At 53.5% G+C, this 25,411-nt stretch carries 26 protein-coding genes and 1 pseudogene; 3 read left to right on the top strand and 24 right to left on the bottom strand.

Annotation, left to right across the window (positions count from 1 at the left end):
- Window positions 1-10: 10 nt before the first annotated feature.
- The 21 genes and pseudogenes from L5470_RS01090 to L5470_RS00990 all read right to left on the bottom strand — a co-directional run bounded on the left by L5470_RS01090 (window position 11) and on the right by L5470_RS00990 (window position 21,816).
- Window positions 11-400, bottom strand: coding sequence for a hypothetical protein (locus L5470_RS01090; RefSeq protein ID WP_099798378.1), 390 nt, complete (start codon window positions 398-400; stop codon window positions 11-13).
- A 210-nt stretch (window positions 401-610) separates the two neighbouring features.
- Window positions 611-2,362 (bottom strand): ribonuclease J, encoded by a 1,752-nt coding sequence (locus tag L5470_RS01085; protein WP_099798377.1) that lies wholly within the window; start codon window positions 2,360-2,362, stop codon window positions 611-613.
- 75 nt (window positions 2,363-2,437) lie between these two features.
- Window positions 2,438-3,325 carry a 4-hydroxy-tetrahydrodipicolinate synthase gene (gene dapA, locus L5470_RS01080; RefSeq protein ID WP_448526821.1) on the bottom strand — a complete coding sequence of 296 codons (888 nt, stop codon included), beginning with the start codon at window positions 3,323-3,325 and terminating at the stop codon, window positions 2,438-2,440.
- Window positions 3,325-3,801: a hypothetical protein gene (locus tag L5470_RS01075; protein ID WP_499497612.1), complete on the bottom strand. Its 477-nt coding sequence runs from the start codon at window positions 3,799-3,801 to the stop codon at window positions 3,325-3,327. Before L5470_RS01075 ends, dapA begins: the two co-directional genes overlap by 1 nt.
- A 7-nt stretch (window positions 3,802-3,808) precedes the next feature.
- A complete protein-coding gene (proC, locus tag L5470_RS01070; protein WP_099798374.1) occupies window positions 3,809-4,612 on the bottom strand; it encodes a pyrroline-5-carboxylate reductase in 804 nt (267 codons plus the stop codon).
- Window positions 4,605-4,961, bottom strand: a pseudogene (locus L5470_RS01065) (cell division protein SepF); the annotation flags it as partial. The pseudogene L5470_RS01065 and the gene proC, both read right to left, overlap by 8 nt.
- 990 nt (window positions 4,962-5,951) lie before the next feature.
- Window positions 5,952-6,497, bottom strand: coding sequence for a GNAT family N-acetyltransferase (locus L5470_RS01060; protein ID WP_499497609.1), 546 nt, complete (start codon window positions 6,495-6,497; stop codon window positions 5,952-5,954).
- Window positions 6,498-6,499: 2 nt separating this feature from the next.
- Window positions 6,500-7,438, bottom strand: a complete 939-nt coding sequence (locus L5470_RS01055) for a tetratricopeptide repeat protein (protein WP_227517568.1) — start codon at window positions 7,436-7,438, stop codon at window positions 6,500-6,502.
- 80 nt (window positions 7,439-7,518) lie between these two features.
- A complete protein-coding gene (locus L5470_RS01050; RefSeq protein ID WP_448525204.1) occupies window positions 7,519-8,301 on the bottom strand; it encodes an ABC transporter permease in 783 nt (260 codons plus the stop codon).
- An 80-nt stretch (window positions 8,302-8,381) separates the two neighbouring features.
- Window positions 8,382-8,939, bottom strand: coding sequence for a hypothetical protein (locus L5470_RS01045; RefSeq protein WP_499497607.1), 558 nt, complete (start codon window positions 8,937-8,939; stop codon window positions 8,382-8,384).
- A gap of 144 nt (window positions 8,940-9,083) precedes the next feature.
- On the bottom strand, window positions 9,084-11,339 hold the full coding sequence (pflB, locus tag L5470_RS01040; protein WP_499497605.1) for a formate C-acetyltransferase: 2,256 nt from the start codon (window positions 11,337-11,339) through the stop codon (window positions 9,084-9,086).
- Window positions 11,340-11,877: 538 nt separating this feature from the next.
- Complete coding sequence (locus L5470_RS01035) at window positions 11,878-12,696, bottom strand: PspA/IM30 family protein (RefSeq protein ID WP_099798446.1); 819 nt, start codon at window positions 12,694-12,696, stop codon at window positions 11,878-11,880.
- 102 nt (window positions 12,697-12,798) lie between these two features.
- Window positions 12,799-13,578, bottom strand: a complete 780-nt coding sequence (gene fabI / locus L5470_RS01030; protein ID WP_099798447.1) for an enoyl-ACP reductase FabI — start codon at window positions 13,576-13,578, stop codon at window positions 12,799-12,801.
- A gap of 88 nt (window positions 13,579-13,666) precedes the next feature.
- Complete coding sequence (locus tag L5470_RS01025) at window positions 13,667-16,249, bottom strand: M1 family aminopeptidase (protein ID WP_499497602.1); 2,583 nt, start codon at window positions 16,247-16,249, stop codon at window positions 13,667-13,669.
- An 88-nt stretch (window positions 16,250-16,337) separates the two neighbouring features.
- Complete coding sequence (locus L5470_RS01020; protein ID WP_499497600.1) at window positions 16,338-17,318, bottom strand: glucokinase; 981 nt, start codon at window positions 17,316-17,318, stop codon at window positions 16,338-16,340.
- Between the two features lie 15 nt (window positions 17,319-17,333).
- Window positions 17,334-18,062: a phosphoribosylaminoimidazolesuccinocarboxamide synthase gene (gene purC / locus L5470_RS01015; RefSeq protein WP_099799830.1), complete on the bottom strand. Its 729-nt coding sequence runs from the start codon at window positions 18,060-18,062 to the stop codon at window positions 17,334-17,336.
- 10 nt (window positions 18,063-18,072) lie between these two features.
- Entirely contained in the window at window positions 18,073-19,056 is a 984-nt protein-coding gene (gene hpnA / locus L5470_RS01010; RefSeq protein WP_099798449.1) for a hopanoid-associated sugar epimerase, read from the bottom strand.
- A gap of 8 nt (window positions 19,057-19,064) precedes the next feature.
- Window positions 19,065-19,904 carry an acetolactate decarboxylase gene (gene budA / locus L5470_RS01005; protein ID WP_499497598.1) on the bottom strand — a complete coding sequence of 280 codons (840 nt, stop codon included), beginning with the start codon at window positions 19,902-19,904 and terminating at the stop codon, window positions 19,065-19,067.
- Between the two features lie 2 nt (window positions 19,905-19,906).
- Window positions 19,907-21,328 carry a signal recognition particle protein gene (gene ffh / locus L5470_RS01000; protein WP_099798451.1) on the bottom strand — a complete coding sequence of 474 codons (1,422 nt, stop codon included), beginning with the start codon at window positions 21,326-21,328 and terminating at the stop codon, window positions 19,907-19,909.
- A 52-nt stretch (window positions 21,329-21,380) separates the two neighbouring features.
- On the bottom strand, window positions 21,381-21,473 hold the full coding sequence (gene petL, locus L5470_RS00995; protein ID WP_099798452.1) for a cytochrome b6-f complex subunit PetL: 93 nt from the start codon (window positions 21,471-21,473) through the stop codon (window positions 21,381-21,383).
- Between the two features lie 43 nt (window positions 21,474-21,516).
- Complete coding sequence (locus L5470_RS00990) at window positions 21,517-21,816, bottom strand: 30S ribosomal protein PSRP-3 (RefSeq protein WP_198406159.1); 300 nt, start codon at window positions 21,814-21,816, stop codon at window positions 21,517-21,519.
- Window positions 21,817-21,917: 101 nt separating this feature from the next.
- Between L5470_RS00990 and L5470_RS00985 the strand changes: the two genes are divergently transcribed.
- Window positions 21,918-22,697 carry a TIGR01548 family HAD-type hydrolase gene (locus L5470_RS00985; RefSeq protein WP_499497595.1) on the top strand — a complete coding sequence of 260 codons (780 nt, stop codon included), beginning with the start codon at window positions 21,918-21,920 and terminating at the stop codon, window positions 22,695-22,697.
- Here L5470_RS00985 and rnhA read toward each other — a convergent pair.
- The 3 genes from rnhA to L5470_RS00970 all read right to left on the bottom strand — a co-directional run bounded on the left by rnhA (window position 22,645) and on the right by L5470_RS00970 (window position 24,016).
- Window positions 22,645-23,115 carry a ribonuclease HI gene (rnhA, locus tag L5470_RS00980; protein ID WP_227517570.1) on the bottom strand — a complete coding sequence of 157 codons (471 nt, stop codon included), beginning with the start codon at window positions 23,113-23,115 and terminating at the stop codon, window positions 22,645-22,647. The genes L5470_RS00985 and rnhA overlap by 53 nt on opposite strands.
- A gap of 26 nt (window positions 23,116-23,141) precedes the next feature.
- Window positions 23,142-23,447, bottom strand: coding sequence for a hypothetical protein (locus L5470_RS00975; RefSeq protein ID WP_499497593.1), 306 nt, complete (start codon window positions 23,445-23,447; stop codon window positions 23,142-23,144).
- A gap of 215 nt (window positions 23,448-23,662) precedes the next feature.
- The gene (locus tag L5470_RS00970; protein ID WP_099798455.1) at window positions 23,663-24,016 is read right to left on the bottom strand and encodes an MgtC/SapB family protein; all 354 of its coding nucleotides are present in this window, start codon (window positions 24,014-24,016) and stop codon (window positions 23,663-23,665) included.
- A 427-nt stretch (window positions 24,017-24,443) separates the two neighbouring features.
- On the opposite strand from L5470_RS00970, the gene L5470_RS00965 reads away from it, so the two are divergent.
- Window positions 24,444-24,911, top strand: a complete 468-nt coding sequence (locus tag L5470_RS00965; RefSeq protein ID WP_099798456.1) for a photosystem I reaction center protein subunit XI — start codon at window positions 24,444-24,446, stop codon at window positions 24,909-24,911.
- Between the two features lie 56 nt (window positions 24,912-24,967).
- A complete protein-coding gene (locus L5470_RS00960; RefSeq protein WP_099798457.1) occupies window positions 24,968-25,090 on the top strand; it encodes a photosystem I reaction center subunit VIII in 123 nt (40 codons plus the stop codon).
- Window positions 25,091-25,411 lie beyond the last annotated feature (321 nt).

Here is a 25,411-nt window from a genome sequence, read left to right as displayed (position 1 = left end):
CGCAGCAGACTTAGGGCAAGTACTTCGTCAGCCGACTCAGCAGCGGCACCTCAAGGGAACGCCCCCGCCATAGCCGCACCATCAGCCAAACATTCAGCAGAAAGTACCCCGACCCCCACACACTATTGGCCAAGAGCACCACCCCGTGGGGGATCGAAGATAGTTCCGTAGCTGCCGCTGCCCCATTCAGCAGACCATACCCCAGCACCCAGACCACGGCCATCAGCACCGCTAAGCGACTGACTCGCCGGGCATGGCGATCGCCACTGCGCTGGCTCAACTGCCACAGGGCTGGAATCACGCCAAAAATGGGCAGCAGATAGACAAACAACCACAATCGCTGCAACGTGGGATTTGTAAACGCCTCGCGATCGACGGGTTCAAAGACAGGCGGCTCCATCAAAAACCTCCGAGGTACCCCACCTATGCTATGCCGTTAGGGATTCAGGGCAGGACGTATGAGCGCAACAACGGTGGTGCATCCTTCAATCCTTCAGCTTTTTGATCTTAGCGAATTGGGGAGTTGGGGATCTTAGGTGCTGCTCCCAGCCTAATGCAACACTCTATCCTTAATCCTTAATTGGATGGTATTTGGTTGCCATGCTGCTCATTAGGACACAAGGGAAGCCGTGCTGCGGCGGCGACGAATTCCGGTTGTCGCCGTGGGGCTGCTCTCAACCTCGATGGGCTGCAACAACAACAAGACAGTGGCATTGCCTTGCAACTCGCGGCGCACTAAACGCACCAGTTCGCGCTCTAGATGTGCTTTGATGCCGGCCCAATCCACTTCACCGTTGCGAGCATACTCACTCCAGCGATCGCTTAGGGCAGTATCCACCGTCGCGTGTACCCATGCTTGCCATGCTGGGGGTTCAATGGGGGTGACCACACCACGCAAATGGATTTCTGGCGCCGCTTTCAGACTGCCATCACTGCCTACCGCAACGGCTACAGTAATAATGCCTTCTTCCGCTAACTGCTGACGCTCTTGCAGGACATGGGCTTTGACCAGCCCCCCCCGATCCATCAGCTCAATGCCTGCCGGTACCTTATCCACAACCCGCAGCGAGTCGCGGGTGAGTTCAACCACATCGCCATTATCAATAATCACCATATTTTCAGGGGGAATCCCCATGCTCTGAGCGGTTTGGGCATGCTTCACTAGCATCCGATGCTCACCGTGCACCGGCAAAAAGAACTTTGGTTTTGTCAAGGCCAGCATGAGCTTTTGATCTTCTTGGCAGGCATGCCCCGACACGTGAATTCCCTGCTCACGGCCATAGATTACCTTAGCCCCTTGCATCATCAGCCGGTCAATCATATTCACCACCGCAATGGTGTTTCCTGGAATTGGGTGCGCCGAGAGAATTACGGTATCGCCTTCGCGAATTTTAATTTTGTTGTGCTCCCCTTTGGAGATGCGGGTCAAAGCCGAGAGCGGCTCTCCTTGCGAGCCAGTGGTCAAGTACATCACTTGGTGATCGGGGTACTTGTGGATCATATGCAGGGGCACAAAGAGGTTATCGGGGCAGTGGATGTACCCCAACTGTCGCGCGTGGGCAATCACATTCAGCATAGAGCGCCCCAACACTGAAACAACCCGGCCATACTTTTGCGCCAGTTCTAAGGCCATGTTTAAGCGATGCACCGAGGAGGCAAAGGTGGTAAAGATAATCCGGCCTGCCGCTTGACTAAAGGCACGATCTAGATTGGGAAAGACCGATCGCTCCGAGGGGGTATGGCCGGGAACTTCGGAATTGGTAGAGTCACTAATGAGGCAGAGCACCCCTTTTTCACCATGTTCGGCTAGGCGCTGAATATCGAAACACTCACCATCGACGGGGGTAAAGTCAAACTTAAAATCCCCCGTATGGATAATGACACCGATGGGGGTGTGGATGGCCACCGAGAAACTATCGGCAATGGAGTGCGTATTGCGGATGTACTCCACTAAGAAGTTTTTGCCAAGGCGCACCATATCCCTAGGACGAACGGTGCGAATTTCCGTGCGATCGGCCACCCCTGCCTCTTCAAGCTTGCCCTGGAGTAGCGCCATTGCTAAGCGTGGCCCGTAGATGACAGGAATATCAAATTGCTTGAGGTGAAAGGCAATACCGCCAATGTGATCTTCGTGGCCGTGGGTAACAATCATTCCCTGAATTTTGTCGCGGTTTTGCCGCAGGTAGGTCATATCCGGCAGGACAATGTTCACCCCATGCATACCATCGGTGGGGAAGGCTAACCCAGCATCCAGCAGGATAATTTCATCGTTGTATTCAAACACGCAGGTGTTTTTGCCGATTTCGTGTAACCCTCCTAAGGGAATAATTTTCAGAGCGGCATTAGCAACGGATTGACTCATAAGTCTCCTTTAAGTTGAAGAATGAAATGACTAAGAAGCTTGATGGCGCAAACGTGTCGCTGGTGATCTAGGGACTCAGCGTTTGAGTAAGCCCAAAGAGAGCAGGACTGGTTTGATCTGGTTGATGACACCTTCGTTGGCGGCCACTAAAGGCAGTCGGGGGTCTCCCACGCTCCACCCCTGTAGAGCAAGCGCCGCTTTGATGGGAATGGGATTGGTCGTGACAAACAACGCCTTGAACAATGGCAGGAGTTGACAGTGTAGGGCGGTGGCGGTGGCAGTATTACCTTGAATATACGCTTGAATCATGTGCTGTAGTTGAATCCCCACGAGATGACTGGCCACACTGACTACACCATAACCACCAACGGCAAGTAAGGGCAAGGTGAGGGAATCATCACCGGAGTAAATGCGAAAGGTGTCGGGTAATTGTGAGCGTAGGGCGCTGGCTTGATCTAGGTTGCCGCTGGCTTCTTTGATGGCCACAATGTTGGGCAGTTCCGCTAGGCGCACCACCGTTTCTGGCAGCAGGTTTTGCCCTGTTCGTCCAGGAATGTTATAGAGCATGAGGGGAAATTCGGGCACGGCGGTGGCGATCGCCCGGAAATGGGCATCCAGCCCCTCTTGGGGCGGCTTATTATAGTAGGGAACGACGAGTAGAGCACCATCTAAGCCTAACTCTGCGGCTTTTGTGGTGGCGTGAATGGCCTCGCGGGTCGAGTTAGAGCCAGTTCCCGCAATGACCTTGGCCTTGCCTGCAACTGCTTGCTGGACGGTTTGAAAGAGTTGAAACTCTTCCTCCCATGTCAGGGTTGGCGACTCTCCCGTTGTACCACACACAACAAGACTATCAGAGCCGTTCGCCACAAGGTGCTCAGCAAGTGCTGCAGCAACATCGTAGGCGATCGCGCCATCGGCACGGAATGGTGTAATCATTGCCGTAATAACGCGCCCAAAATCCATCACTGTTGGTCTTCCTCTAGAACCTTGGCTAAATCCTGCCGTAACTGCTTGATAGTGCCAGAGCGACTATAGAGCCGCAGGCGATCGCTCAGGGATTCTACAACAATCGTGCCGTGGAGCCACGTGTGCCAAAACCGAGGGCGATAGATTTGCATATTCTCATTGGCGTCTGCAAGGGCATAGCCATGCTCCGTCAGCCATACCTGTAACTGCCGCGGTAGCTGTCGTGGGTTTGCAAGGGGTAACGCCAGCATCGTTGTATGGTTCCAGTAGGCCGCCACCACGCCAGCAACACTCCCCACTGCCAAGCCCCAACGGTAGGGAAAGGGCGACAATAGGCTCCAGTGAAAAACTTGGCTCGTGGTAAAAGCAGTAATGGCTGTGACCCAAGCGAAATAGTAAATAAATACCACCTTGACATCCAGACCCTCGATGGGTGGGGGATCAGCGTCAGGGCTCGCGTGGGGGTTGGTCATAGGCAATTCAGTTGAGGGCTTGGGCACGCTGATAGGCTGCTTTTACGGTTTGGATTAGGGTTCCGCGCACGCCAGCCGTTTCTAGCACCTCAATCCCCGCAATGGTGGTACCCGCCGGGCTGGTCACTGCGTCTTTGAGTTGCGCCGGATGGATCTCGCGCTCGTCGAGTAATTTCACTGTGCCTGCTATTGTGCCATAAACTAGCGTTTGTGTCAGCGATCGCGACAGGCCAACCGCCACGCCAGCATCACAGAGTGCTTCAACAATGAGGGCAATGAATGCAGGCCCAGACCCCGAAAGAGCAGTGACCGCATCCATCTGGTTTTCTCTGAGCACCACCACCTCCCCAAGAACACTCAACAGCTCTTTAACGGCCACCACCTCTGCTTCGGTGGCGGCACTGTCGGTAGCAAGGGCAATGACGCCGGCTCCCACTTGGGCGGGGGTGTTTGGCATCGCTCGAAACGTGAGCCGCTGGGGAAACAGGCGACGAAGCCGCGCACTGGGAATCCCCGCCATGATCGAGAGGACTGTACCGGGATGCTGCACAACAGAGCTATCTGCCAGCTCTGATTCAATCTCGCTAAAGACCTGCGGCTTAACAGCTAAGATAACCGTGTGGGCAGCGGCAACGTCAGAATTACTGGCCACCGTCACGCCGTAGGTGCTATGGAGATAGGCTTGCCGCTCAGGCGATCGCGCCGACACAATGACCTGATTTGCCCCATAGCCGTTGGCAAGCAGCCGCGATAGCATGGCTTCTGCCATGCGACCACAACCAAGGATACCGAGGGAGTAGGAACTAGGCACTGCGGGGCTGCGACTGGAGATCCCAGGGGGAAGCGGCCACCGGTGCTGTAGCTGGACGCACCCCTCCCACCTGCGTACTCACTTTGACACAGTTGGGGGTAAACAGAAAGATACTTTCACCAATGCGTTCTTGGTGACCATCAATCGTAAATGTGGCACCGGCAACAAAATCCACTGACCGCTGGGCTTGATCTGCTTCCATTAAGGTCAAGTTCAACACCACTGATTTGCGTTCTTTGAGGGCTTTGATCACCTCTGGCATTTCGCTAAAGCTGCGGGGTTGCATGACAATGACCTCTGCCACGGCGCCCCACCATCGTCCTGCATTCGGCATACCAATAACATTTGACCCGGTAGAGGCAGTCTCCATCCTAGGAGAAGGCGATGGCTCAGGATGGTGACCCAATGTTGGACGCGACATTGACCCTGACTCTGTGGGTGATTCCAACGTCAGTGTACTTGTGCCTGTAGCGACTGACGGGTCAGGATATTCCTCGTCATAGATTTCACCGTCTGGCGTGAGACCCATCAGGTCACGTAGTTTGCCCAACATAACGACTCACCATTGCTCCCAATAAATTTATGAGTTGGTAAAATACAACCGACTTCTTTTGCCAAAAAGGATTAGCAAAAGAATAAGCTAATGTCCAGATTCTATCTCGTGTTTCAACATCCTAATTTGCGCAGGAGGCTGCGACATTATGCACAAGTGTCCAAAGCAAATTGGGGACTAAAACAATGAGAGACCCTAGCTGGACATTTTACATCAAAGCTGTAGAAAAACATTGATTTGGCCTAAAGTTTCCCGTTTTTGCATGACTTTGTCAAGGGTGACGTTGTGTATAACTAGAGGCAAAGTCTATATAAGTTAAAGTCTATATAAATTTATATAAAGTAATTTATAGAGATGCGGGCGGGCTAAAACCCCTCCGCTTTAGCGAGGGGATACAGCCAACTCAGGGAGCTTTAGCCCCTTTATATGTTAAACTAAAAACGTGGAAGTAGGCGTATCAACTACGCGAAGAAACATCCTAGTACGGAGAAATCCCGGCAAGTAAGTCACTACCGCTTTGGCGGCAAGCCTAAACCACTGCAAGCAATGGCAGGATGTTGAGCGTATCGAATTGGCTAGTGTTGAAAAGTGCGAAACCACAAACCGAAACATAAACGTAGTCCCAATAGCAGAAATGCTTGAGGTGAGTAGGGGGTCTTTGACTGCCCCCACCCGCATTAAGTTGTGGGTGACAGCTCAAGGGAAAAGCGAAGCAACGCGGCTTCAGCCCGTTGCGTAGCATCCTTTGGGAATCCCCTCTCTTTCAAGGAGGGGAGAAGTCAAGCCCTAACCTACCGTAAGGTTTTCCTGCGCTGCATTTTGACAGTAGCGATCGCCCGTGAGGGGCTGACTCAACAGTAACTTCCGCTCCCCCCAAACGGTGGTGTCCTCACCAATGACGACGAATCCGCAGCGGCGATAAAGCTGCCGCGCCGCGTTATTCTTTGCCAAAACGTGAAGGTACAACGAGGAGTAAGGGGATGCCGCCAAACTGGCAGTAACAGTGCTCAAGAGTTTGCGGCCAATGCCTTGGCGGCGGTAGTCAGGATGCACCGCCAAGTTAGAGAGGTAGGGCTGGGGATGACCATTGATCGGGCGTAGGTCAAGCTCAACACTCCCGACGCACAGCGGCTGGGGCGTGGTGGTAATGGCTAACCAGCAACGATAGTGAGGGCTAGCACTCCGCCAGCGATCGCGCAGGTCATGCTCTATACCCAGTTGGACAAAACTCCGCCAAAGCGCCTGCCAGCCATTCCCGGGGTGAAAACTAAAGGCAACCAGCAGAGCCACACTCGGTATATCTGCCGCAGCAGCAAGCCGAATTTCTATCATTCTTAGGGCTGAGGAAGGGCAGATTGCTCTGGTTGTAATTGGCTCAGCAGTGCCCGTAGGGGCGGCTTGGCCAGTAGGGCTTGGGTATCCGCAACAAGGCGATCGCCCCACAGATTCTCGCGCTGAAAATCAACAGTGCCGTAGCGACTATCGAGGCGCAGGGCTTCCTCCGCCAGCTTGAGCGCCTCTGCTTCATTCCCTAGTTTCAGCAGGGCTGTCGCTAAGGCTAGTTTCGGCTCACTGGCCTTCGGGTCAATCTCCGCCGCCTGCTCCCAATTTTTAGCTGCTTGACGGATATTCCCCTGTTCGTAGAGCACTAAACCAATATTGGTGTAGGCAGGCCAAAACCGTTTATCGTTACGCAGCGACCGCCGATACTGGGCAATGGCACGATCCGTCTGTCCCAGCTTGAGGTAGGCATTCCCCAAATTAAACCACTCTTCAGTGGCATCGGGTTTTAGGGCTAGCCCCTGCTCAATCACCCGAATAGAGGCTGCATACTGCCCTTGCCGAAAATAGGCTGACCCCAGATTAAAATACACCCCCGGATTTTGATCATTGAGTTTAAGGGAGCGCTCAAGGGCAACCACTGCCTCTTGCGGCTCATCAACGGTGAGGTAAAGTCCTCCCAGTAACGCCCAAATTTCGTGGGCTTGGGGTGCCAACTGCACCGCGAGTTTGGCACGAATGAGCGCCTCTTGAAACTGCTGAAACTGGGCAAGCTGTAGGGCTTCTTGAGCCACAATGAAGCCATTTTGCTCCATTTCTTTGGGATTCAGCTCAAGGGTTCGCGGCAAAACTACCTGCGCGGTTGCCACACCGCTACTCATGACCAGAATACCCAGACCAAGGGCAAGACGAGCAACCACCCTAAGCAGGGCAGACGTTTTCGGGTTATTGAGCACAGCAGGTTCCTCTTTGGTTTGCCACAGGCTGTCCACTTGTCAGTATTCTATACTGTTGCTTTGAAGATCAGCGTATCCCGCAAACATCAGTACCGTTTGCTCTCATCGGCAGTGGCTCAGAGATTACGGCGGGAAAAAATCCATGTGGCGATCGCCAACAGCGCCACCGTATAGATAACGCCATAGAAGGCACTAGCAACCAGATCCCCCAAGGGCGGGATCATGCCATAGACAGCGGTATTCTTAAAATCTAATCGTGACAAATCTGGGAAGATAAGATACAGAAACCGCATGAGTTGCCGCACTGCCTCACTCTCCATTTTTTGGCTGAGAATCACCAGATTTTGGCTAAAGTGCCCCATAAAGTAGAGGGCAATGGTGAGGAGCGTTGCAATCAGTGAACTGGTGAAGCTGCCAAAAAGTAATGCTGCCGCTGTCAGCAGTGAGAGTTGTAGGGCAATATAGAGCGAGGTCAAACTCAGTGCCCCTACAGGGTAGGCAAACTGATTAATACTCATAATGCCAAAGAGAATGAGGGTCATCAGTGCCACAAGGACAAGGAGAACGGCCGAGAGTCCTAAATGCTTGCCAATAACAAACTCAGCACGACTAATGGGCTTGGCCAGCATGACGAGGATGGTGCGTTTTTCTAGTTCTTTGTTCAGCAGGCTGCCCCCCACAAAGGCCGCAATCATTAAACCAAACAGCGAAATCCCAGCCATTCCCACATCGAGGCTGATCTTATCTTGAGTACCTGCGGAAACCTGACCCAGAATGACGACCGCTAAGGCAAGCCCTAGGGCAAACACCGCAGTGACGTAAAGAATACGCTCACGGAAGATTTCGTTAAAAACGTTACGGGAGACTGTCCACAGACGACTCAGTGCCAACTCCATCATAGGTGCCTAGTCAACTTGGGAAACGTTTCCGGCCATGGGTGCCATACCAAGGCCGCCAAGACCTGTGCTCCCATTGTAGGCTACTGGGGGAGGCGGCGAAGGTAAGGTAGGTTTTTGAGGCGGCGATCGCTGGAGTACTCAAACCCAAAATCAGCATACTCAGCCGTATTCACCAAACGACGAAAGGCAGACAGCCCAATGCAACGCTTGCCATTGAGGGTACTCACCTTTGAGTGGGGGTTGTCTAGCTGACCGCCTAACAGCTCAAAGGCTTCTTCCGGGGTCAGCCATTCTTGGCGGGGGTCGCCGGTGGGAATTTGGGTTTCTAGACGTTGCAGCTTGTTAGCCAAACGCTCTACAAAACTTTGGCGGGGTTGTTGTCGCTGGCGACGGACGCGATCGCCTAATCCTTGCCAAAACAGGCGTACTTGCAAGATCAGGTATTGGAAAAACCGGCGTATTAAACGTCCGAGTTGCGCCAACAGTAACACCAGTCCTGTTTTGGTTTGTGCTGTTGAGGCGGAAGACGTTCCTCGCTCCACAACCACGCAACTCCAGCCACAGACGCTACACACTTGGCGCCCAGTAGAAAGGGGCGGCCCTAAGCGAGCCGAACAACGGGGACAGGTTTCCAACATGGATAGCGTTCATGAAGTGATACAGATCAGCTTACCCAAACGGGAGAACCCCACGCTAAATGACTCAAAAAAACCACCCCGATCGCTAGGCAACCGAGGCAGAAAATGTAGCCCTAATCTAGACCGAACTGCACCTAGAGGCGTTTAGAGGCGTTCATGGAAGGTGCGGTTAATAACATCCAACTGTTGTTCACGGGTGAGTTTGATAAAGTTCACCGCGTAGCCCGAAACCCGAATGGTGAGTTGCGGGTAGAGTTCAGGATGATCCATCGCATCGAGTAACATCTCGCGGTTGAGGACGTTGACATTGATGTGGAACCCTTGATCGTGGATGTAACCATCCAACATATTGGCAAGGTTGGCAATTTGATCCTCGCGAGTTTTGCCAAGGGCGCTGGGCACAATAGAAAACGTATTCGAGATGCCATCTTGGGCATGGATGTACGGCAGTTTGGCCACCGATGCTAACGAGGCGATCGCCCCTTTGGTATCGCGACCGTGCATAGGGTTGGCTCCCGGCGCAAAGGGTTCACCGGCTTTGCGGCCATCGGGGGTGCTGCCGGTTTTCTTGCCATAGACGACGTTGGAGGTAATGGTCAGCACCGATTGCGTCGGCACGGCATCACGGTAGGTCTTATGCTTGCGGATCTCATTCATGAAGGTTTCCACCAGCCATACGGCCAAGCTATCGACGCGGTCATCGTTGTTCCCGTACTTAGGAAAGTCACCCTTGATCGCATAATCCACCGCCAATCCTTCGGCATTGCGGATGATCGTCACCTCAGCGTATTTAATGGCCGAGAGGGCATCCGCCACCACCGATAGCCCCGCCACACCACAGGCCATGGTACGAAATACATCGCGATCGTGGAGCGCCATCTCGAGCCGTTCGTAGCAGTACTTATCGTGCATGTAGTGGATGACGTTGAGGGTGTTGACATACACTTTGGCCAACCACGCCATCATTTGTTGCAAGCGCGGCAGCACATCCTCCCACCGGAGGGTGTCACCGGTAATCGGGGCAAACATGGGAGCCACCTGCATCCCTGATTGTTCATCACGGCCACCGTTGATGGCGTAGAGTAGGGCTTTTGCTAGGTTGACCCGCGCGCCAAAGAACTGCATTTGTTTGCCCACCCGCATTGCTGAGACACAGCAGGCAATGGCATAGTCATCTCCCCAGTAGGGACGCATCAGGTCGTCGTTTTCATACTGGATGGAACTGGTGTCGATGGACACCTGAGCACAGAACTGTTTGAATGCCTGCGGCAAGTGCTCTGACCACAACACCGTTAAGTTTGGCTCAGGCGCTGGCCCCAGAGTATAGAGCGTATTGAGGATCCGAAAACTAGTCTTGGTGACCAGCGGACGGCCATCTAAGCCAATCCCACCGATAGATTCTGTAACCCATGTTGGATCGCCGGAGAATAGCTCGTTGTATTCGGGAGTTCGCAGGAACCGCACCATCCGCAKTTTCATCAMAAAGTGATCGAGCCACTCCTGAATGTCCGCTTCGCTGGCGGTACCGAGGCGTAGATCCCGCTCGAAGTAAATATCTAAAAACGTGGAGACCCGTCCCAAGGACATGGCAGCGCCGTTTTGCTCTTTGACTGCAGCCAAGTACCCAAAGTAGAGCCATTGAACGGCTTCTTTGCCGGTGCTGGCAGGCTTGGTAATATCAATACCATAGCTGGCGGCCATCTCTTTGAGTTCTTTGAGAGCCTTAATCTGCTCTGAGAGTTCTTCGCGTAGGCGAATGGTCGCTTCGTCAATTGTGTCCAGTTCTAGGGAGGCTTGCTGCGCCTGTTTGTCGGCAATTAGGCGATCCACCCCGTAGAGTGCCACCCGACGATAGTCACCAATAATGCGTCCCCGACCGTAGGCATCTGGCAGGCCTGTAATAATGCCGGACTTACGACAGCGGCGCATTTCTGGAGTGTAGGCATCAAAAACGCCGTCGTTATGGGTTTTGCGGTACTTGGTGAAGATCTCTTTGGTACGAGGATCTAGCTCGTAGCCATAGGCGTTGAGAGAGGTTTCGACAACACGAATACCGCCAAAGGGCATGATGGCGCGTTTGAGGGGTTTATCGGTTTGCAGACCCACAATCTGTTCTAGATCGCGGTCAATGTAGCCGGGGGCATGGGCGGTAATACTGGAAGGAACGCTGGTATCGACATCGAGCACACCTTTTTCCCGCTCTAGAGCCATCAGGTCACGCACTTTTGCCCATAACTGTTGGGTGCGATCGCTGGCTTGGGCTAAAAATGCCGCATCTCCTAGGTAGGGCGTATAGTTGCGCTGAATAAAATCGCGTACATCCACCCGCGTGACCCAATCGCCACCCGTAAAGCCATGCCATGCAACCTCAGGGAGGTCAGTGTAGCGTGTACAGTTCATAATTTACAATCCTCAGTAATGCAACAAATCAGCGTCATTTGCGATCGCTATTTTTAATGGTTTTTAATGCTTTTTAATGCAAAAGGCACTCTTGAATGATGCCAATCAAGCTGAGCTTTGAGATGGGAAGAAATTGTGCTCCCAAAACGTATTCAAGAAACGGATGATTGGACGGTTTGGACAACTGAAATGGAGTTTAGTACGGTACTCCCACACCAGTACTACTATTATAACTCCAGTCTTTGGTCATCGGTTTTTGTATCCTGAACTACCAAGAGTTAACGCTATCTCTTGAGAAGATCGGTGTTGCTCAATGTGACTATGAATTCCCTCATCCCCAACCGTTCTCCCTAGGGAGAAGGGAGCTAGGATTCTTGTTCCCTCTCTTTTGGGAGAGGGCTAGGGTGAGGGCGGCAAAAGACTCAAACCCGAAAGTCATACGTCTATTCAGCAACGCCAAAAAATTAGCGCGAACAGCAGCGACCAATCACCGTTTGTTCGCGAGCTTGGGTGGTATGAAGTTGCCCCTAGTGCTGATTCATTTGAGAAGCTCACGCAGATATGCTATGTCATCCTCCCCGGAACTGGGTGAGGCATCTTGTATATCAGTGATCGCAGGAGGGGTGGACGCTCTTGGACTGGTATCAGTAACCGCTTGTGGTAGCGTGCCTGCTGGCGAGGTATCTGGTAATAAGCCAAGTTGTTTTTTCATTTCTAGCAGCTCAAATTGCACCTCATCGCTACCCGCACTGCTTTCAAGGGCTTGAAATTTGCTTTCCAGCGTATCCCCACTCAACTCGGCAATGGCTTGGGAGCGAGCTTCCATCTGCAGAACTTTATCTTCCATGCGATCAAATACAGCCATGGCATTGGAGGTGCTTACCTTACTGACCGCCTGATGGATTTGCTCTGAGGCTTTGGCGGCCCGAGCCCGCGCTTTGAGCATTTCTTTTTTGGTTTTGGCCTCCGCCAGTTTGCTCTCTAGAGCCGTCAAATTATCCTTAAGCGTTTTGACCTGTGCCCCCATTTGATCCACTTGGGTTTTTAAGGCAGCGGCGGTATCTGTAGCGGTCTTTTTGCGGCTGAGGGCTTCCATGGCAAGGGCTTCATCCCCTTTGCTGAGGGCAAGTCGTGCCCGATCTTCCCATTGCCGAGCCTGTTGCAGGTTTTGGGTATATTGTTGTTCAAGGCGTTTTTGCGCGGCGATCGCCTGAGCTACGGCTTGGCGCAGTTTAACCAAATCTTCATTCATGTCAATGATGGTTTGCTCCAGAATTTTTTCTGGATCCTCAGCAGCACTGACAAGGGCATTGAGGTTAGAGCGCACGGCCATGCCGACCCGTTCGAGTAAACCCATGCTTCGCCTCACTAAGTAACTCGTTGACTCTACTGTAGCGCACCAACTCCAAATTACCAAAAAAACGCCGTAAAGCCCCTGCCTTCAGGCATGGGGAGTATGTCAAATGCCCATAATGCAATAGCCCGAATCCACGTAAAGAATCTGTCCGGTAATGCCGCTCGCTAAGTCACTGGCCAAAAAGGCAGCGGCATTGCCCACTTCGGTTTGGGTGACCGTGCGACGCAGAGGGGCTGTTGCCTCAACATGGTGAATCATGTCAAGGATGCCACCGACGGCGGAAGAGGCAAGGGTGCGAATAGGCCCTGCCGAAATACCGTTTACCCGTACCCCCTGAGCGCCCAATTCCGCAGCAAGGTAACGCACATTCATTTCCAAGGCGGCCTTGGCAATACCCATGACATTATAGTTAGGCACAACCCGTACCCCTCCCAAGTAGGTGAGGGTAACAATCGCCCCACCGCTTGTCATTAGGGGCTTAGCAGCACGACTGAGGGCAATGAGGGAATAGGCACTAATATCAAGGGCAAGGTTAAACCCCTCCACAGACACCGCAGAAAAATCCCCACTCAGATCCTCTTTTTGGGCAAAGGCGAGGCAGTGAATCAAAATATCCAGCCCTCCCCATGCGGCTGCAAGTGATTCAAACGCATCTGTGATCTGCTGGGGCTGCTGCACATCGAGGGGCAATACAAGCTTTGGACTCAGGGGGGCAGTCAGTTCTTCAACCTTTTGTTTAAGCTTGCCGCGCTCATCAGGCAGGTACGTTACAGCCAGTTCAGCACCAGCGGCATGGAGTTGCTGGGCAATGCCCCACGCAATGGAGCGATTATTCGCAATCCCCGTGACAAGAGCGCGTTTTCCCGACAGGTCTAGGAGCATGGTGTACGGCCTTCATTGATGATCCAAGACTTGATCGTAGCAGAGGGAGGGATGCCCACCCTAGTATTCTCCGCAAGCGTAAATGGGGCTAATTTGCTGCTGCGTCGGCATGGGTAGCCTTCGTTTTGGCTTCTAGATGCTCCAAGCGACTTTTGAGGGTTTGGTTTTCCTTTTGCAGGTCGCTGAGGGTCGTTTCGAGGGTTTTTAAGCGCTCATCTGTACCAAGGGCGTTTTTCAGCTTGGCAATGCTCTCATCCACCAGTCGCTTGATGCGGCCATCGCTGGTGCGATCGCCCACAGCCTGCAAAATCGCCAATACGCGGGGATGATCAATTTGACTGAGGGCTTGGACAACCGCCACTTGGGTCAAGAAAAAGGTTTCATGGCTCAACTGCTCTAAACGCTCGAGGATCTGGCGCAGCTGGGGATGATGGCGATCGCCCATGGCACCCAGCGTGCGAATAGCGGCAAGGCGCAGTGGTTGAGGTACCGTGGCTGCTGTATAGCTGAGTACCAGTTCCACGGCCTCTGGTAACTCTTTGAGGTACCCTACACCGGCGATCGCCCCACAGCGCACCACTTCATTCCACCCTTGGCGAGTGTCTAGAGCACTGCGCAACCGCTTGAGAACTTTTTCGGGGCTGGGTTTGGGTTGGGGCTTAGCCGCAGCAATCATCCCGATGCCTTTGAGGGCAGCGGCTTCCACACGGTAGCTCGGATCACCGTGCTTGGCAATGGCTTTGAGATGGTTGTAGGCGGCCGCACTCTTAAAACTGGCGATCGCCGCAACGGCAGCGTTGCGCACCTGAGGTTGGGGGTCTTCAAGGGCACAGCAGAGCGCCTCTAAGCTTTGATCGAGGCGGATGGTTCCCAAGACGCTGGCAATTTCCTGCCGGACTCCCCAGAACGGCTCTTCCTTTAGTGCTGTTGCCAAGGCGTTGACCACCTCCAGATTGCCTTTTTTGCCCAGAGCGATCGCGGCGTGAATCCGCCCTAGTACGTCTGGATCGTGGCGCAACTGAGCCATTAATTCTGGGAGGGGGTACTCTAGGGTCACGGTTTTGAGGGTGTGGTTGCCGGCATCAAAACTCACAAAGCTGGGCTGCTGCGGCAGGGGKAGGTAAAAGGTGTGCTCAGGTTCATAGACCCGCAGGGTGAGCGTTTGCAGCGATACGTTGCCCCCCGCCTCAACGGTGCCGATCGCCACCGGAATGCGCAGATCAAAGAGATTTCGCTCTAGGGGACTCACTCCCTCCGTGACCTGTTGCTGCTTGATGGTTAAGACCGCTAAGCGATCGGTACTCTCCCAGCGATAGCTCACATAGAAGTCGGGATGACCACCGCGAAACACGTACTGGTCAAATAGGGGGAGCAGGTTCCGTCCAGTGGCGGTTTCAATGGCACGCAGCAGATCCACCGTTTCCACGGTTTGGTGGGCATAGGTTTTCACAAAGGTCTGGATAGCTTTCCAGAACAGGTCATCCCCTAGCGCTTGGCGGATCATGTGATAGACACACGCGCCTTTTTCGTAGAGGTGGCGATCGTACAGTTCAATGGCTTCGCGGTAGATATGGGTAACAATGGGACGGCGGTAGCGATCGCTATCTTCACTGAGGTAGTTGCGCAACTCTCCGAGGCGATAGTAGGCGGCAAAATCAGCCCCGTATTCCTCCTCAAACCAGAGCACTTCGGCATAGGAGGCCATCCCCTCCTTTAGCCAAGCGTGAGACCAGTGCTTAATCACCACTAAATCGCCAAACCACTGATGCGCTAACTCGTGCGCTACCAAACTTTCAGTGCGGAAATCGTCTTGCGCCGCGCGCTCGTCCAACAAACAGCGATCGGTGAGCAGGGTGGTGGAGGTATTTTCCATCCCTCCAAAGATAAAATCCGCCACACAGACTTGGGCATACTTGGGATAGGGATAGGGATAGTCATAGATGCGACTAAAAAAGTCAATCATCTGGGGGGTTTTGCCTAGGCTGCGGCGGGCATCATCAGCGCGCTCTTTGGCCACATAATAGGTGACGGGTTTACCCTGCCACTGATCGTCGAAAACAGCAAAGTCCCCGACGGCCAAGGTCATCAGGTAGGTGGGGTGAACTTGGGGTTGGTACCAGTGGAAAACCTGCCAATCGCCCTCTGGGTAGCTGGCGCGTAGTTCCCCATTGGAAATGGCCTGTAGGGCGTGGGGCACCCGCACCCGCACTTCGGAGGTGGCCAACTGGCCGGGGTAGTCAAAACAGGGAAACCAATAGCGGGAGTCTTCGTCTTCCCCTTGCGTCCATGCTTGCGGCGGGGTCGTGTCCACAAAATAAAGGCCACGCTGGGGGCGATCGAGATGGTACTCAATCGTCAGCAGTAGGCTTTGATCGGGGCTGAGGGGAAAATTCGGCTCTAGGGCAAGGTCGAGGTGTTCGCCATCGTAGGTGAAGGGGTGGATCTGGTGCTGGAGGGTCACCCCCTGAATGCGTTGGCCAACAGCATTGAGGCGCAGGTGCCGGACGTGGGGGTGCAGGGGGCGCAGGTGTAGGTGGCAGTGTCCCCAACACTGATGCTGTGCCAGATCAAGGGTCAAATCCAGAAAAATATGCTCAACCCGAACGGGGCGATCGGGGCTGTAGTGGGGACGAGCACCGCTGAGGACAAAGGGATTGGATGAGACAGCCATGGAGCGAAGGTAGCCAACCAGCAAACAGTTCTCAGTGTATCCCATCCACAGGATCGAGCCATAACTGCACTCTCCGCCAACCCTTGCCTCACCCGCCCTGAGCCGCAAGATGAACGGTGCCCAGCAGCCCCACCTCTGGGTTGGTAATGACGGCAACAAATAACTGCTCCATCAATGGCCGGAATCGCCCCTTATCTAGAAAATGAGTTAAGAACGTGCCATCGGTCATCTTCGGTAAAATTTTTGCCGCAATTCCGCCAGCAATAAAAATCCCCCCCAAGGGGAGGCTTTTGAGGGCAAGATTTCCCGCCTCAGCGCCGTAGGCCGCCACAAACATCGTCAAGGCTTGAGCACACAGGGGATCCCCCGCCATGCCAAACTGACTAATAACCGCCGCCCGATCCATGGTGGCCATCGCTGTTTGTACCGCTGCGGTTTCTGGGGCAAATTCAATACTTTTGAGGTAGTCGTAGATATTCACTAACCCCGGACCTGAGACCACCCGCTCGACCGAGACCCGCTCGTAGTGTTGCCACAGGTAGCGCAATAGGCCAATTTCTAGTTCATTCCGGGGAGGAAAGTCGGTGTGCCCCCCCTCAATGGGTAACACCTGATAGCGATCGCCCTGCCAGAGCATGAGGGCTTCTCCTAAACCGGTGCCTGCCCCCAATAAGGCAATGGGCGCCTGCGATCGCCGCGGTCGCTCCTGCAATACCACAATGTCGCTCGGGGGCAACACCAACGAGCCATAGGCCACGGCGGCAAAATCATTCAGGAGAGTGACACAGGGAATATTGAGAGCGTCCTGTAACTCGTCGGCGCTTMCCCGCCAGCCTAAATTTGTAACTTGCGCGGTTTGATCAATGACTGGCCCAGGGATGCCGAGGCACGCCCGCTGTGGCACCACGGAGCCTTGGCTGAGAAAGTCCTGTAACAACTGGGTTAAATTGGCAAAGTCGCGGCTAGCATACGTCGCGCTGCGCAGTAAGTGCCAATCACTACCAACAACTTCCCACAACTGCACAAGGGTCTTTGTGCCACCAACATCAGCGCCGAGGATAATGCTCATGTTGCGTCTCCATCGTTAGGGTTGGGAATGGGCGAGCACCCGCTGCATAACGAGGGCGTAGGCCTCTTCAATCGCACCTAGATCTTGGCGGAAGCGATCCTTATCTAGAATCCGTTTTTGCGGATCCGCCTCCTCTTGATTCCACAGGCGACAACTGTCGGGGCTAATTTCATCAGCAAGAAGAATCGTGCCATCGCGGCGGCCAAACTCCAGCTTAAAGTCCACTAGGGTAATGCCACAGTCTTGGAAAAAGCCCTGCAGATGGTGATTGACCCCTAAGGCCATCTCAATGAGGGTGTCTTCCTCAGCAGGGGTGACAAGGTTAAGGAGCCGCAGGCGATCGCGCGTCAGCAGCGGATCGCCAAGGGCATCGTCCTTGAGGTAAAACTCCACTAGGGGTGGGGTTAGCTCTAGGCCAAGGGGTAGCCCCGTCTGACGGCACAGGCTGCCGGCGGCACGATTGCGCACAACCACTTCTAGGGGAATAATTTCAACGCGGCGCACCTGCATCTGTTGTGGTGCCACTTGGGCAATGAAGTGGTTGGGGATACCCTGAGCCGCCAAATACTGGAACAGATGACTGGCGATCGCGCAGTTCATCACGCCTTTATTTTGAATGGAACCCCGCTTTTGGGCATTAAAGGCGGTGGCATCATCCTTAAATTCCGCCAAGAGAATGTCAGGATCAGGTGTTGCATAGATTTTCTTGGCTTTCCCTTCGTAGAGCAGGGGATGATCACTCATGGCAAAGTCCTCAATGGCAATACCCCCGGTCACGGTACCATGCAACTGCCTCGGCCAATGCCTGATCAATCGGTGTTTGGGGCAGTCCCAATTCCTGTACCGCTTTAGTGGCATCGTAGAACATCGTTTGCTGAGCCATCCGCACGCCATCCACCGGAATGCGAGGGGGGGTGCCAAGCGCGCCCAAGACCACTTCATCGATCCAGGCGATCGCCAAGGGCAGCCACACTGGAATTGCACCACGGGGTGGGGGTAGCCCCGTCAGCGCTGCTAAGCGGTTGAGAATTTCGCCAAGGGTCAGATTCTGATGCCCCAGAATGTAGCGATCGCCCGTTCTGCCTTTTTCCAGCGCCAAGACATGACCGATCGCCACATCCCGCACATGAATCAGGTTCAAACCTGTTTCCACGTAAAAGGGCATCTGCCGTCGCAAAAAGCGCAGAATCATGTCTCCGGTGGGCGTGGGCTTGGCATCCCAGGCTCCAATGGGGGTGCTTGGGTTGACAATTACAATATCTTGGCCTGTCGCCACTGCCTTGTGGGCGGCCTGCTCTGCCCAATACTTCGAGCGTTTGTACTCACTAATTAACTTGTCTGGGGGGCTTTGGTAGCGCTCGGTCGCCGGTTTACCACTGGGATCCACGCCAATGGCAGCCACAGAACTGGTATAAACGGTGCGCTCGACCCCTGCCTGTTGGGCAGCCGCCAGTACGCGCTGGGTTCCCACCACATTCACTTGGTAGAGGCGATCGCGCTCCCGCCGCCAGAGGCTGTAGTGAGCCGCCACATGGAAGAGTGCTTGACAGCCCTGCATCAGGGGTACCAAATCGCTGTGAACGAGATCCCCTTGCACCACTTCCACCCCTAACGTTCTTAAGTGGGGGGCACGATCAGGCTGCCGCACTAAGGCTCGCACCCGGTAGCCCTTTTCCATGAGGACTGTGGCAACGTGGGTTCCCACAAAGCCACTCGCACCAGTGACAAACACCTGCATAGGCAAAGCTAACGATCCTGCTCTGCGGCTTCTAATTCGTGGCGGGTATCCTTCGTTAGATCCACACCGCGAAAGGCATCTGTATCCGGCAAGGCAATCTGGGTATAGGGGGTTTCATCAAAGGCAATCGTTATGTTCCCAGTCAGACAATCCAGTAGGTGCCCTCCACAGGAGCGATCGTGGCTGAGGAAATGAAAATGAAAGCCGGGGATATTCACCATTTGCATGTACAGCGGCACCCAAAAGCCAACGAGGGTACCTTGAATCTGTTCAAACCGACAAATTTGCGCCTGTGCTGCCGCATCAATCAGCCGAGTTGCCCCCGTTTGGCGGCTGACGGTGCGGGTTTTAATCAGAGGAAAAGTGCCCTCAATGCGAATGGCATAAAACAGGTTATCGGAGGGCAGCAGGGATTTGAGGTGAGCTTGTAAACCGTCGTAGTTCAGGGCGTCATGGCAAACATGGAGCACGTCTTGGTTCCAGACAGTCACGGTGGCAAAGGGAGTTTTTACTGTTTCTGGCACCATGGCAACTGTGCCATCACTGCGCAACTGATAGACTTCCCCCTCCAGCACCACCATTTCCCCATCGAGGTCATCAAAGGTGCCTAGGCCAAAATTTCCCTGCTGCTTGAGTTCGCCAATGGTTAGATCCCCGCGATACACCCCTTCTACCAACGCGCTAATCGTCGAGGTTTGAAACAGGGTTTCTTCGCCCACCTTGAGGTACTGGCTGAGCGCCTGCTCTAAAATTTGACTCAGGCTTTGACCACTGACGCGGCGGTGTTGCTCTAGGGCATCCTTCAGATGGGGAGCGATCGCACACAGAAGGACGTGGGTTTCTGCCATGGTTAGAGCACTCCAAAACCCTTACGTTTTTTCTGCTTTTTAGGCTTTTTCGCTGCTTGAGCGCGCCCGCCCCGTCCAGCCAGAGGATTCATGCCCGGCATCATGGGCATCCCCGGCATCCCAAACTGGCCTTGCCCCATCTGCTGCATGAGGGAGCGCATCCGCTGGAAGTCACTCACCAGTTTGCTGACATCCGCCACCTGATAACCGGATCCCTTGGCCACCCGTTGACGGCGACTGGGGGATCCCGCGAGTAGCTCTGGATTGCGGCGCTCTTCGCGGGTCATGGAGTTAATCATGGCTTCTGCCCGCTTCAGTTGCACCTCTCCCTGCTGTAGCTGCTCACTCGAGACTTTGTTCATTCCCGGAATCAGTTTCATGATCCCCGCCAAGGATCCCATATTCCTGAGGAGCCGCATTTGCTTGAGAAAGTCATCAAAGTCAAACTGAGCTTCGAGGATTTTGCGGGACATTTTTTCGGCATCCGCCAAGTCCACTTCCTCTTGGGCTTTTTCCACCAAGGTGAGCACATCCCCCATCCCCAGAATTCGCGAGGCGAGGCGATCGGGATAAAAGGGCTGGAGGGCTTCGACTTTTTCGCCCACGCCAATAAACTTGATGGGTTGGCCGGACACCTGCCGCACCGATAGGGCTGCACCACCGCGAGTATCACCATCCAGCTTGGTGAGAATAGCACCGGTAATTCCCACCTGTTCATGGAAAGCACGGGTAAGGTTCGCTGCCTCCTGACCGGTCATGGCATCCACGACTAGGAGGGTTTCGTGGGGCTGTACGGCGTCTTTAATGGCGGCTAGCTCTGCCATCATTTCGGTATCAATTTGCAGCCGACCTGCGGTATCAATAATAACGGTATCTACCCCCAAGGCCTTGGCGTGGGCAACCCCGCGCTGGGCTATTTCCACGGGATTAGCCTCGGTGCCTAGCTCAAAAACCGGTACATCAATTTGCTTTCCGAGGGTCACTAACTGGTCAATGGCAGCAGGACGATAGACATCGGTGGCCACCAGCAGGGCGCGGCGATTCTCTTTGCGCAAATGGAGGGCAAGCTTTGCGGCGGCGGTGGTTTTGCCAGTGCCCTGTAAGCCAGCCATCAAGATAATAGTAGGACTGGGGTCGGCCTGGGCAAGGGGACTGTAGGACTCCCCCATAATTTCTACGAGGGCATCGTAAACAATTTTGATAAACTGCTGATCCGGACGTACCCCAGCAATGACCTCTGCCCCGATCGCCCGCTGCCGGACGGTCTCGATAAAGTCTTTGGCCACTTGCAGGTTGACATCTGCCTCTAGCAGAGCGCGCCGAACTTCTCGCAACGCTTCTTGAATATTGGTTTCGGTAATTTTGTCTTGGCCGCGGAGGGTTTTCCAAGCAGATTCAAGGCGTTCGGCAAGCGCGTCAAACATGAGATCGCAGATTGAAACAGAACAGTGGAGTTAACACGTGCAACGCGTCAACCTAGATGAGTTTGACGGTGCGCAGGGCATAGAATAAGCCTACGGCCAACGCAATAGCACCGGCAATAACAACGCCATACACGATAACACCCATAGTGGTTTCTCCTCTGTGGTTTTAGGGTTTGTGTTGGGGGAACCTAGGCAGTGCCGACAAAACTGATGTCGCTAAACCGTTTTTGGGCTTCGGCAACTGGACGGTTTTTACCTTCCTCCTGCCAGTAGTTAATGATCTCTGTGGCACGATTTAACAGCTCAATGCGCTCAGTTTCCGAAATCCACGATTTACTTTCCAGTTCAGCCTTCAGGAGTTCCCAAGCATCGGTGCGCGGCCAGAAAAAATAGGAGGTGAGGGGGCTAGTGCCTTTTCCCACCACCTGATCGACAGCGATCGCCACATCTTTTTCCAACCAAAGCACTCTAAGGGTGAAGCGGGACAAGTGGAACCTCCCAAGCGAGTTTTGAATATAGAGCGTCTTCTATAATAGCGAATTAGTTCAACGTCTCACAAGTTGTCTTGAAGCGTGTCGGGAGCCTTCGCGTGTCTAGCCCACGAGCCTGTACCTTTTTTGATATTGATGGGGTGATCCGTGATGTCAGCCGTTCCTATCGCCGTGCCCTTGCGGATACGGTGGAATATTTTACCCACGGTGCCTACCGCCCGACTCAAAAAGAGATTGACGATCTCAAGGCCGAAGGCTGCTGGAATAATGATTGGGATGGTGCTCAGGAACTGATTTACCGTTATTTTGAGCAACACGGACATCAGCGTCACCAGGTTGCCCTCGACTACGATACCCTCGTAACATTTTTTGAAGATCGCTATACGGGGCAAAACTGGTCTGGCTATATCCAAGATGAACCGCTGTTGGTGGATTTAGACTATTTCCAAGCCTTCAGTACGGCGGCGATCGCCTGGGGGTTCGTCAGTGGTGCCACCCGCGACTCAGCAGAGTATGTCCTCAAGCAGCGCTTGCAATTGCATCATCCCCTCCTGATTGCTATGGAGGATGCCCCGGGCAAACCCAACCCGCAAGGGCTGATCTGCGCCTATCGTCAAGCTATCCCTGACGGAGATGTTCCTGTCTTTTATGTGGGCGACACCGTGGCAGATATGCAAACCGTGGTTAATGCTCGCCACGCCGTGCCTAGCCGTTGGTATGGCTTGGGGGKGATTCCGCCCCACGTCCAGCCAGCAGATCGGCCGCACTATGGCGATCGCCTCCGAGCCGCAGGGGCTACAGCGGTCTTTGAGTCAACCCGTGACATTACCCCCGCAGTCTTGGATGCTGTCTTAGGGGAATCGGCTGGCCACGACTAAAGCTACGGGCGATCGCATCACAGCGTTCATTCCCCACGTTACCACTGTGACCGCGGACGTGATGCCATGTCACCGCAGGATCGTTGAGGGCATCTAAGGCTTGCCACAGGTCTTGATTTAAGACAGGCTTGTTGGCTGCGGTTTTCCACCCCCGTCGCTTCCAATTATGAATCCATTGAGTAATGCCCTTGAGCACGTACTCGCTGTCGGTGTAAAGGGCGATCTCCCCCCTAGGGCTGATCTGCCGCCACAACTTCAGGGCTTCAATGGCCGCTTGTAGTTCCATCCGATTATTGGTGGTTTGCGGATCCCCACCGCCCACTTCGTGAACTGCATCATCCTCAAAATACATCACCACTGCCCAGCCGCCTGGTCCTGGATTGCCCTCACAAGCGCCATCGGTATAAATAGCTGTCAATGCTCCACCTCCTACCATTAGAACAACTAGATCAGCCGCTCCTCCACAGACCACCGCGTTGCCCATACCCCCGGCTCCAGACTGAGGCGATTCATGAGTACTTCCACCGCCATATCGCGACGTTCATGGCAAACGAGTTCTAGCCGAATGATCACTTGCTGTGGTTTGTCTGCTGGATGCTGGCTCCACAGCGATCGCACTTGGAGGTCGCCACTAATACTGGTTAACAAAATCGTGCGAATGAGACTTTCCTCCTCCAGTCGAGCTATGACTTCACACAGAAGGATAGCTTGGTAGCCCCGTACTAAAGTACGGGGAGGAAAAGCCCTCAAGCAACTTTAGTTGCTTTGGTATAATATACTGGTATAATATAGTAGAGAACTACCCAAAGTTGGTGAAAAACCCGACAGGTAGTAGCCAAAAAACCAAAAGTAAGCAGAACTTTGGGGCTTTGCCTCAAGGAACTGTGTAGGGGCGTCTTGACAGCGCCTTTATGAGTCCGTTTATGGACTGCGTAAGAATCCCCCACCTTTAGGTGGTGGGAGTGTCAAACCGTGGCCACTAGCCCGTGAATGACATAGCCCCCACCGGCAAGAATACCCAAAGCCGCCGCACACCAAAGGGTTGCTGCCGTATTGAGGCCACGGATGGTTAACCCCTGCTGTAGGATCACCCCMCCCCCCAAAAAACCAATTCCAGACACCACTTGAGCAGCAACGCGCGTTGGGCTAGTCTCCCCCGGAATCATCAGTGAAAACATGACAAAGATAGCCGCCCCCATCGACACCAAGGTATTGGTGACTAGCCCTGCCATCCGGTGCCGCCACTGCCGTTCAAAACCTAGGACAGCCCCAAAGAACGCCGCCGCAATCAGCCGCGTCATAAAATCTGACCAAGCCATTCCTAGAGTCTCAAGCCTGCTATCCTATGACCCACGAGGGTTGAATTTGGTAAAGAAAGACAGAAAAAAGTAGCCAAACTGCGAGGGCTTGGCTACAAATACAAAAAATATACTAATACAATAAACAATTATGTATAAGCATCCTAAAATCTCTCCCCAGCACTGTCAAGTTATTACTCACTCAGTTGCCCAGCCGCCATTACCCTAAACTCAACTCACCGCGATTTTTCCCCGTGTAAAAATCAATCATTTGCTGGGCATCTTGGGCAAGCCGTGCCCCTTGGATTAAGAAGATGTTGCGATACATGAACTTTCTTGAAGAGATAGCCTTTGCCTCTCCCGCGATCGCCCATGCTTCCCTAGAATAACCACTTAGGTCTGTGCCTTGTGCAATCAGACATGACGGAATGCTAGGGAAATAAAAATCATGGCAGACGAACTGGTTAAGCCGTACAATGGCGATCCCTTTGCGGGGCATTTATCCACGCCAATCTCTGACTCTGGCCTTGTGAAGACATTTATCAGTAACTTGCCCGCCTATCGTCAAGGCTTATCCCCCATTTTGCGGGGTCTTGAGGTTGGGATGGCGCACGGTTATTTTTTGATTGGCCCTTGGGTGAAGCTAGGTCCGCTGCGGGACTCGGATGTTGCCAACTTGGGCGGTCTGATTTCCGGTATTACCTTAATTCTATTGGCGACCGCTTGCTTAGCTGCCTATGGACTGGTTAGCTTCCAAAAAGCGAGTAGTAGTGGCGATGCCCTGAAGACTGGTGAAGGCTGGAGTCAGTTTACCGCTGGCTTCTTTGTAGGTGCCATGGGTGGTGCCTTTGTGGCCTTCTTTTTACTAGAAAACTTTGCCGTTGTTGATGGCATTATGAAGGGCCTCTTTAACTAAAACGAATGGCTTACCCATTTGATTGACTTGTTGACCCTCAAGGAGAACCGCTGATTATGATGGGATCTTACGCTGCGTCCTTTTTGCCTTGGATTTTTATTCCCGTTGTCTGCTGGCTCATGCCGGTTGTTGTGATGGGCTTACTCTTTCTTTACATTGAAGGAGATGCCCAAGCTTAGCGGCAATCTAGCCTTACACAGAAGGATAGCTTGGTAGCCCCGTACTTTAGTACGGGGTGGAAAAGCCCTCAAGCAACTTTAGTTGCTTTGGTATAATAGAACTACCTAAAGTTGGTGCAAAACCCGACAGGTAGTAGCCAGAAAACCCAAAAGTAAGCAGAACTTTGGGGCTTTGCCTCAAGGAACTGTGTATGGGCGGTTTGCTCACGCCTTTACGAGTTCGTTTGTGGACTACGTAAGAATCCCCCACCTTTAGGTGGTGGGAGTGTCAAGCAGAATAGTCAAAGGCTGGTTAGTTGACATACTCCCCGCAGCTAAAGC

Source organism: Synechococcus sp. PCC 6717 (genome assembly GCF_022698185.1).
Classification (GTDB): Bacteria; Cyanobacteriota; Cyanobacteriia; order Thermosynechococcales; family Thermosynechococcaceae; genus Thermosynechococcus; species Thermosynechococcus lividus.
This window is presented reverse-complemented; position numbering and strand designations above follow the sequence as displayed.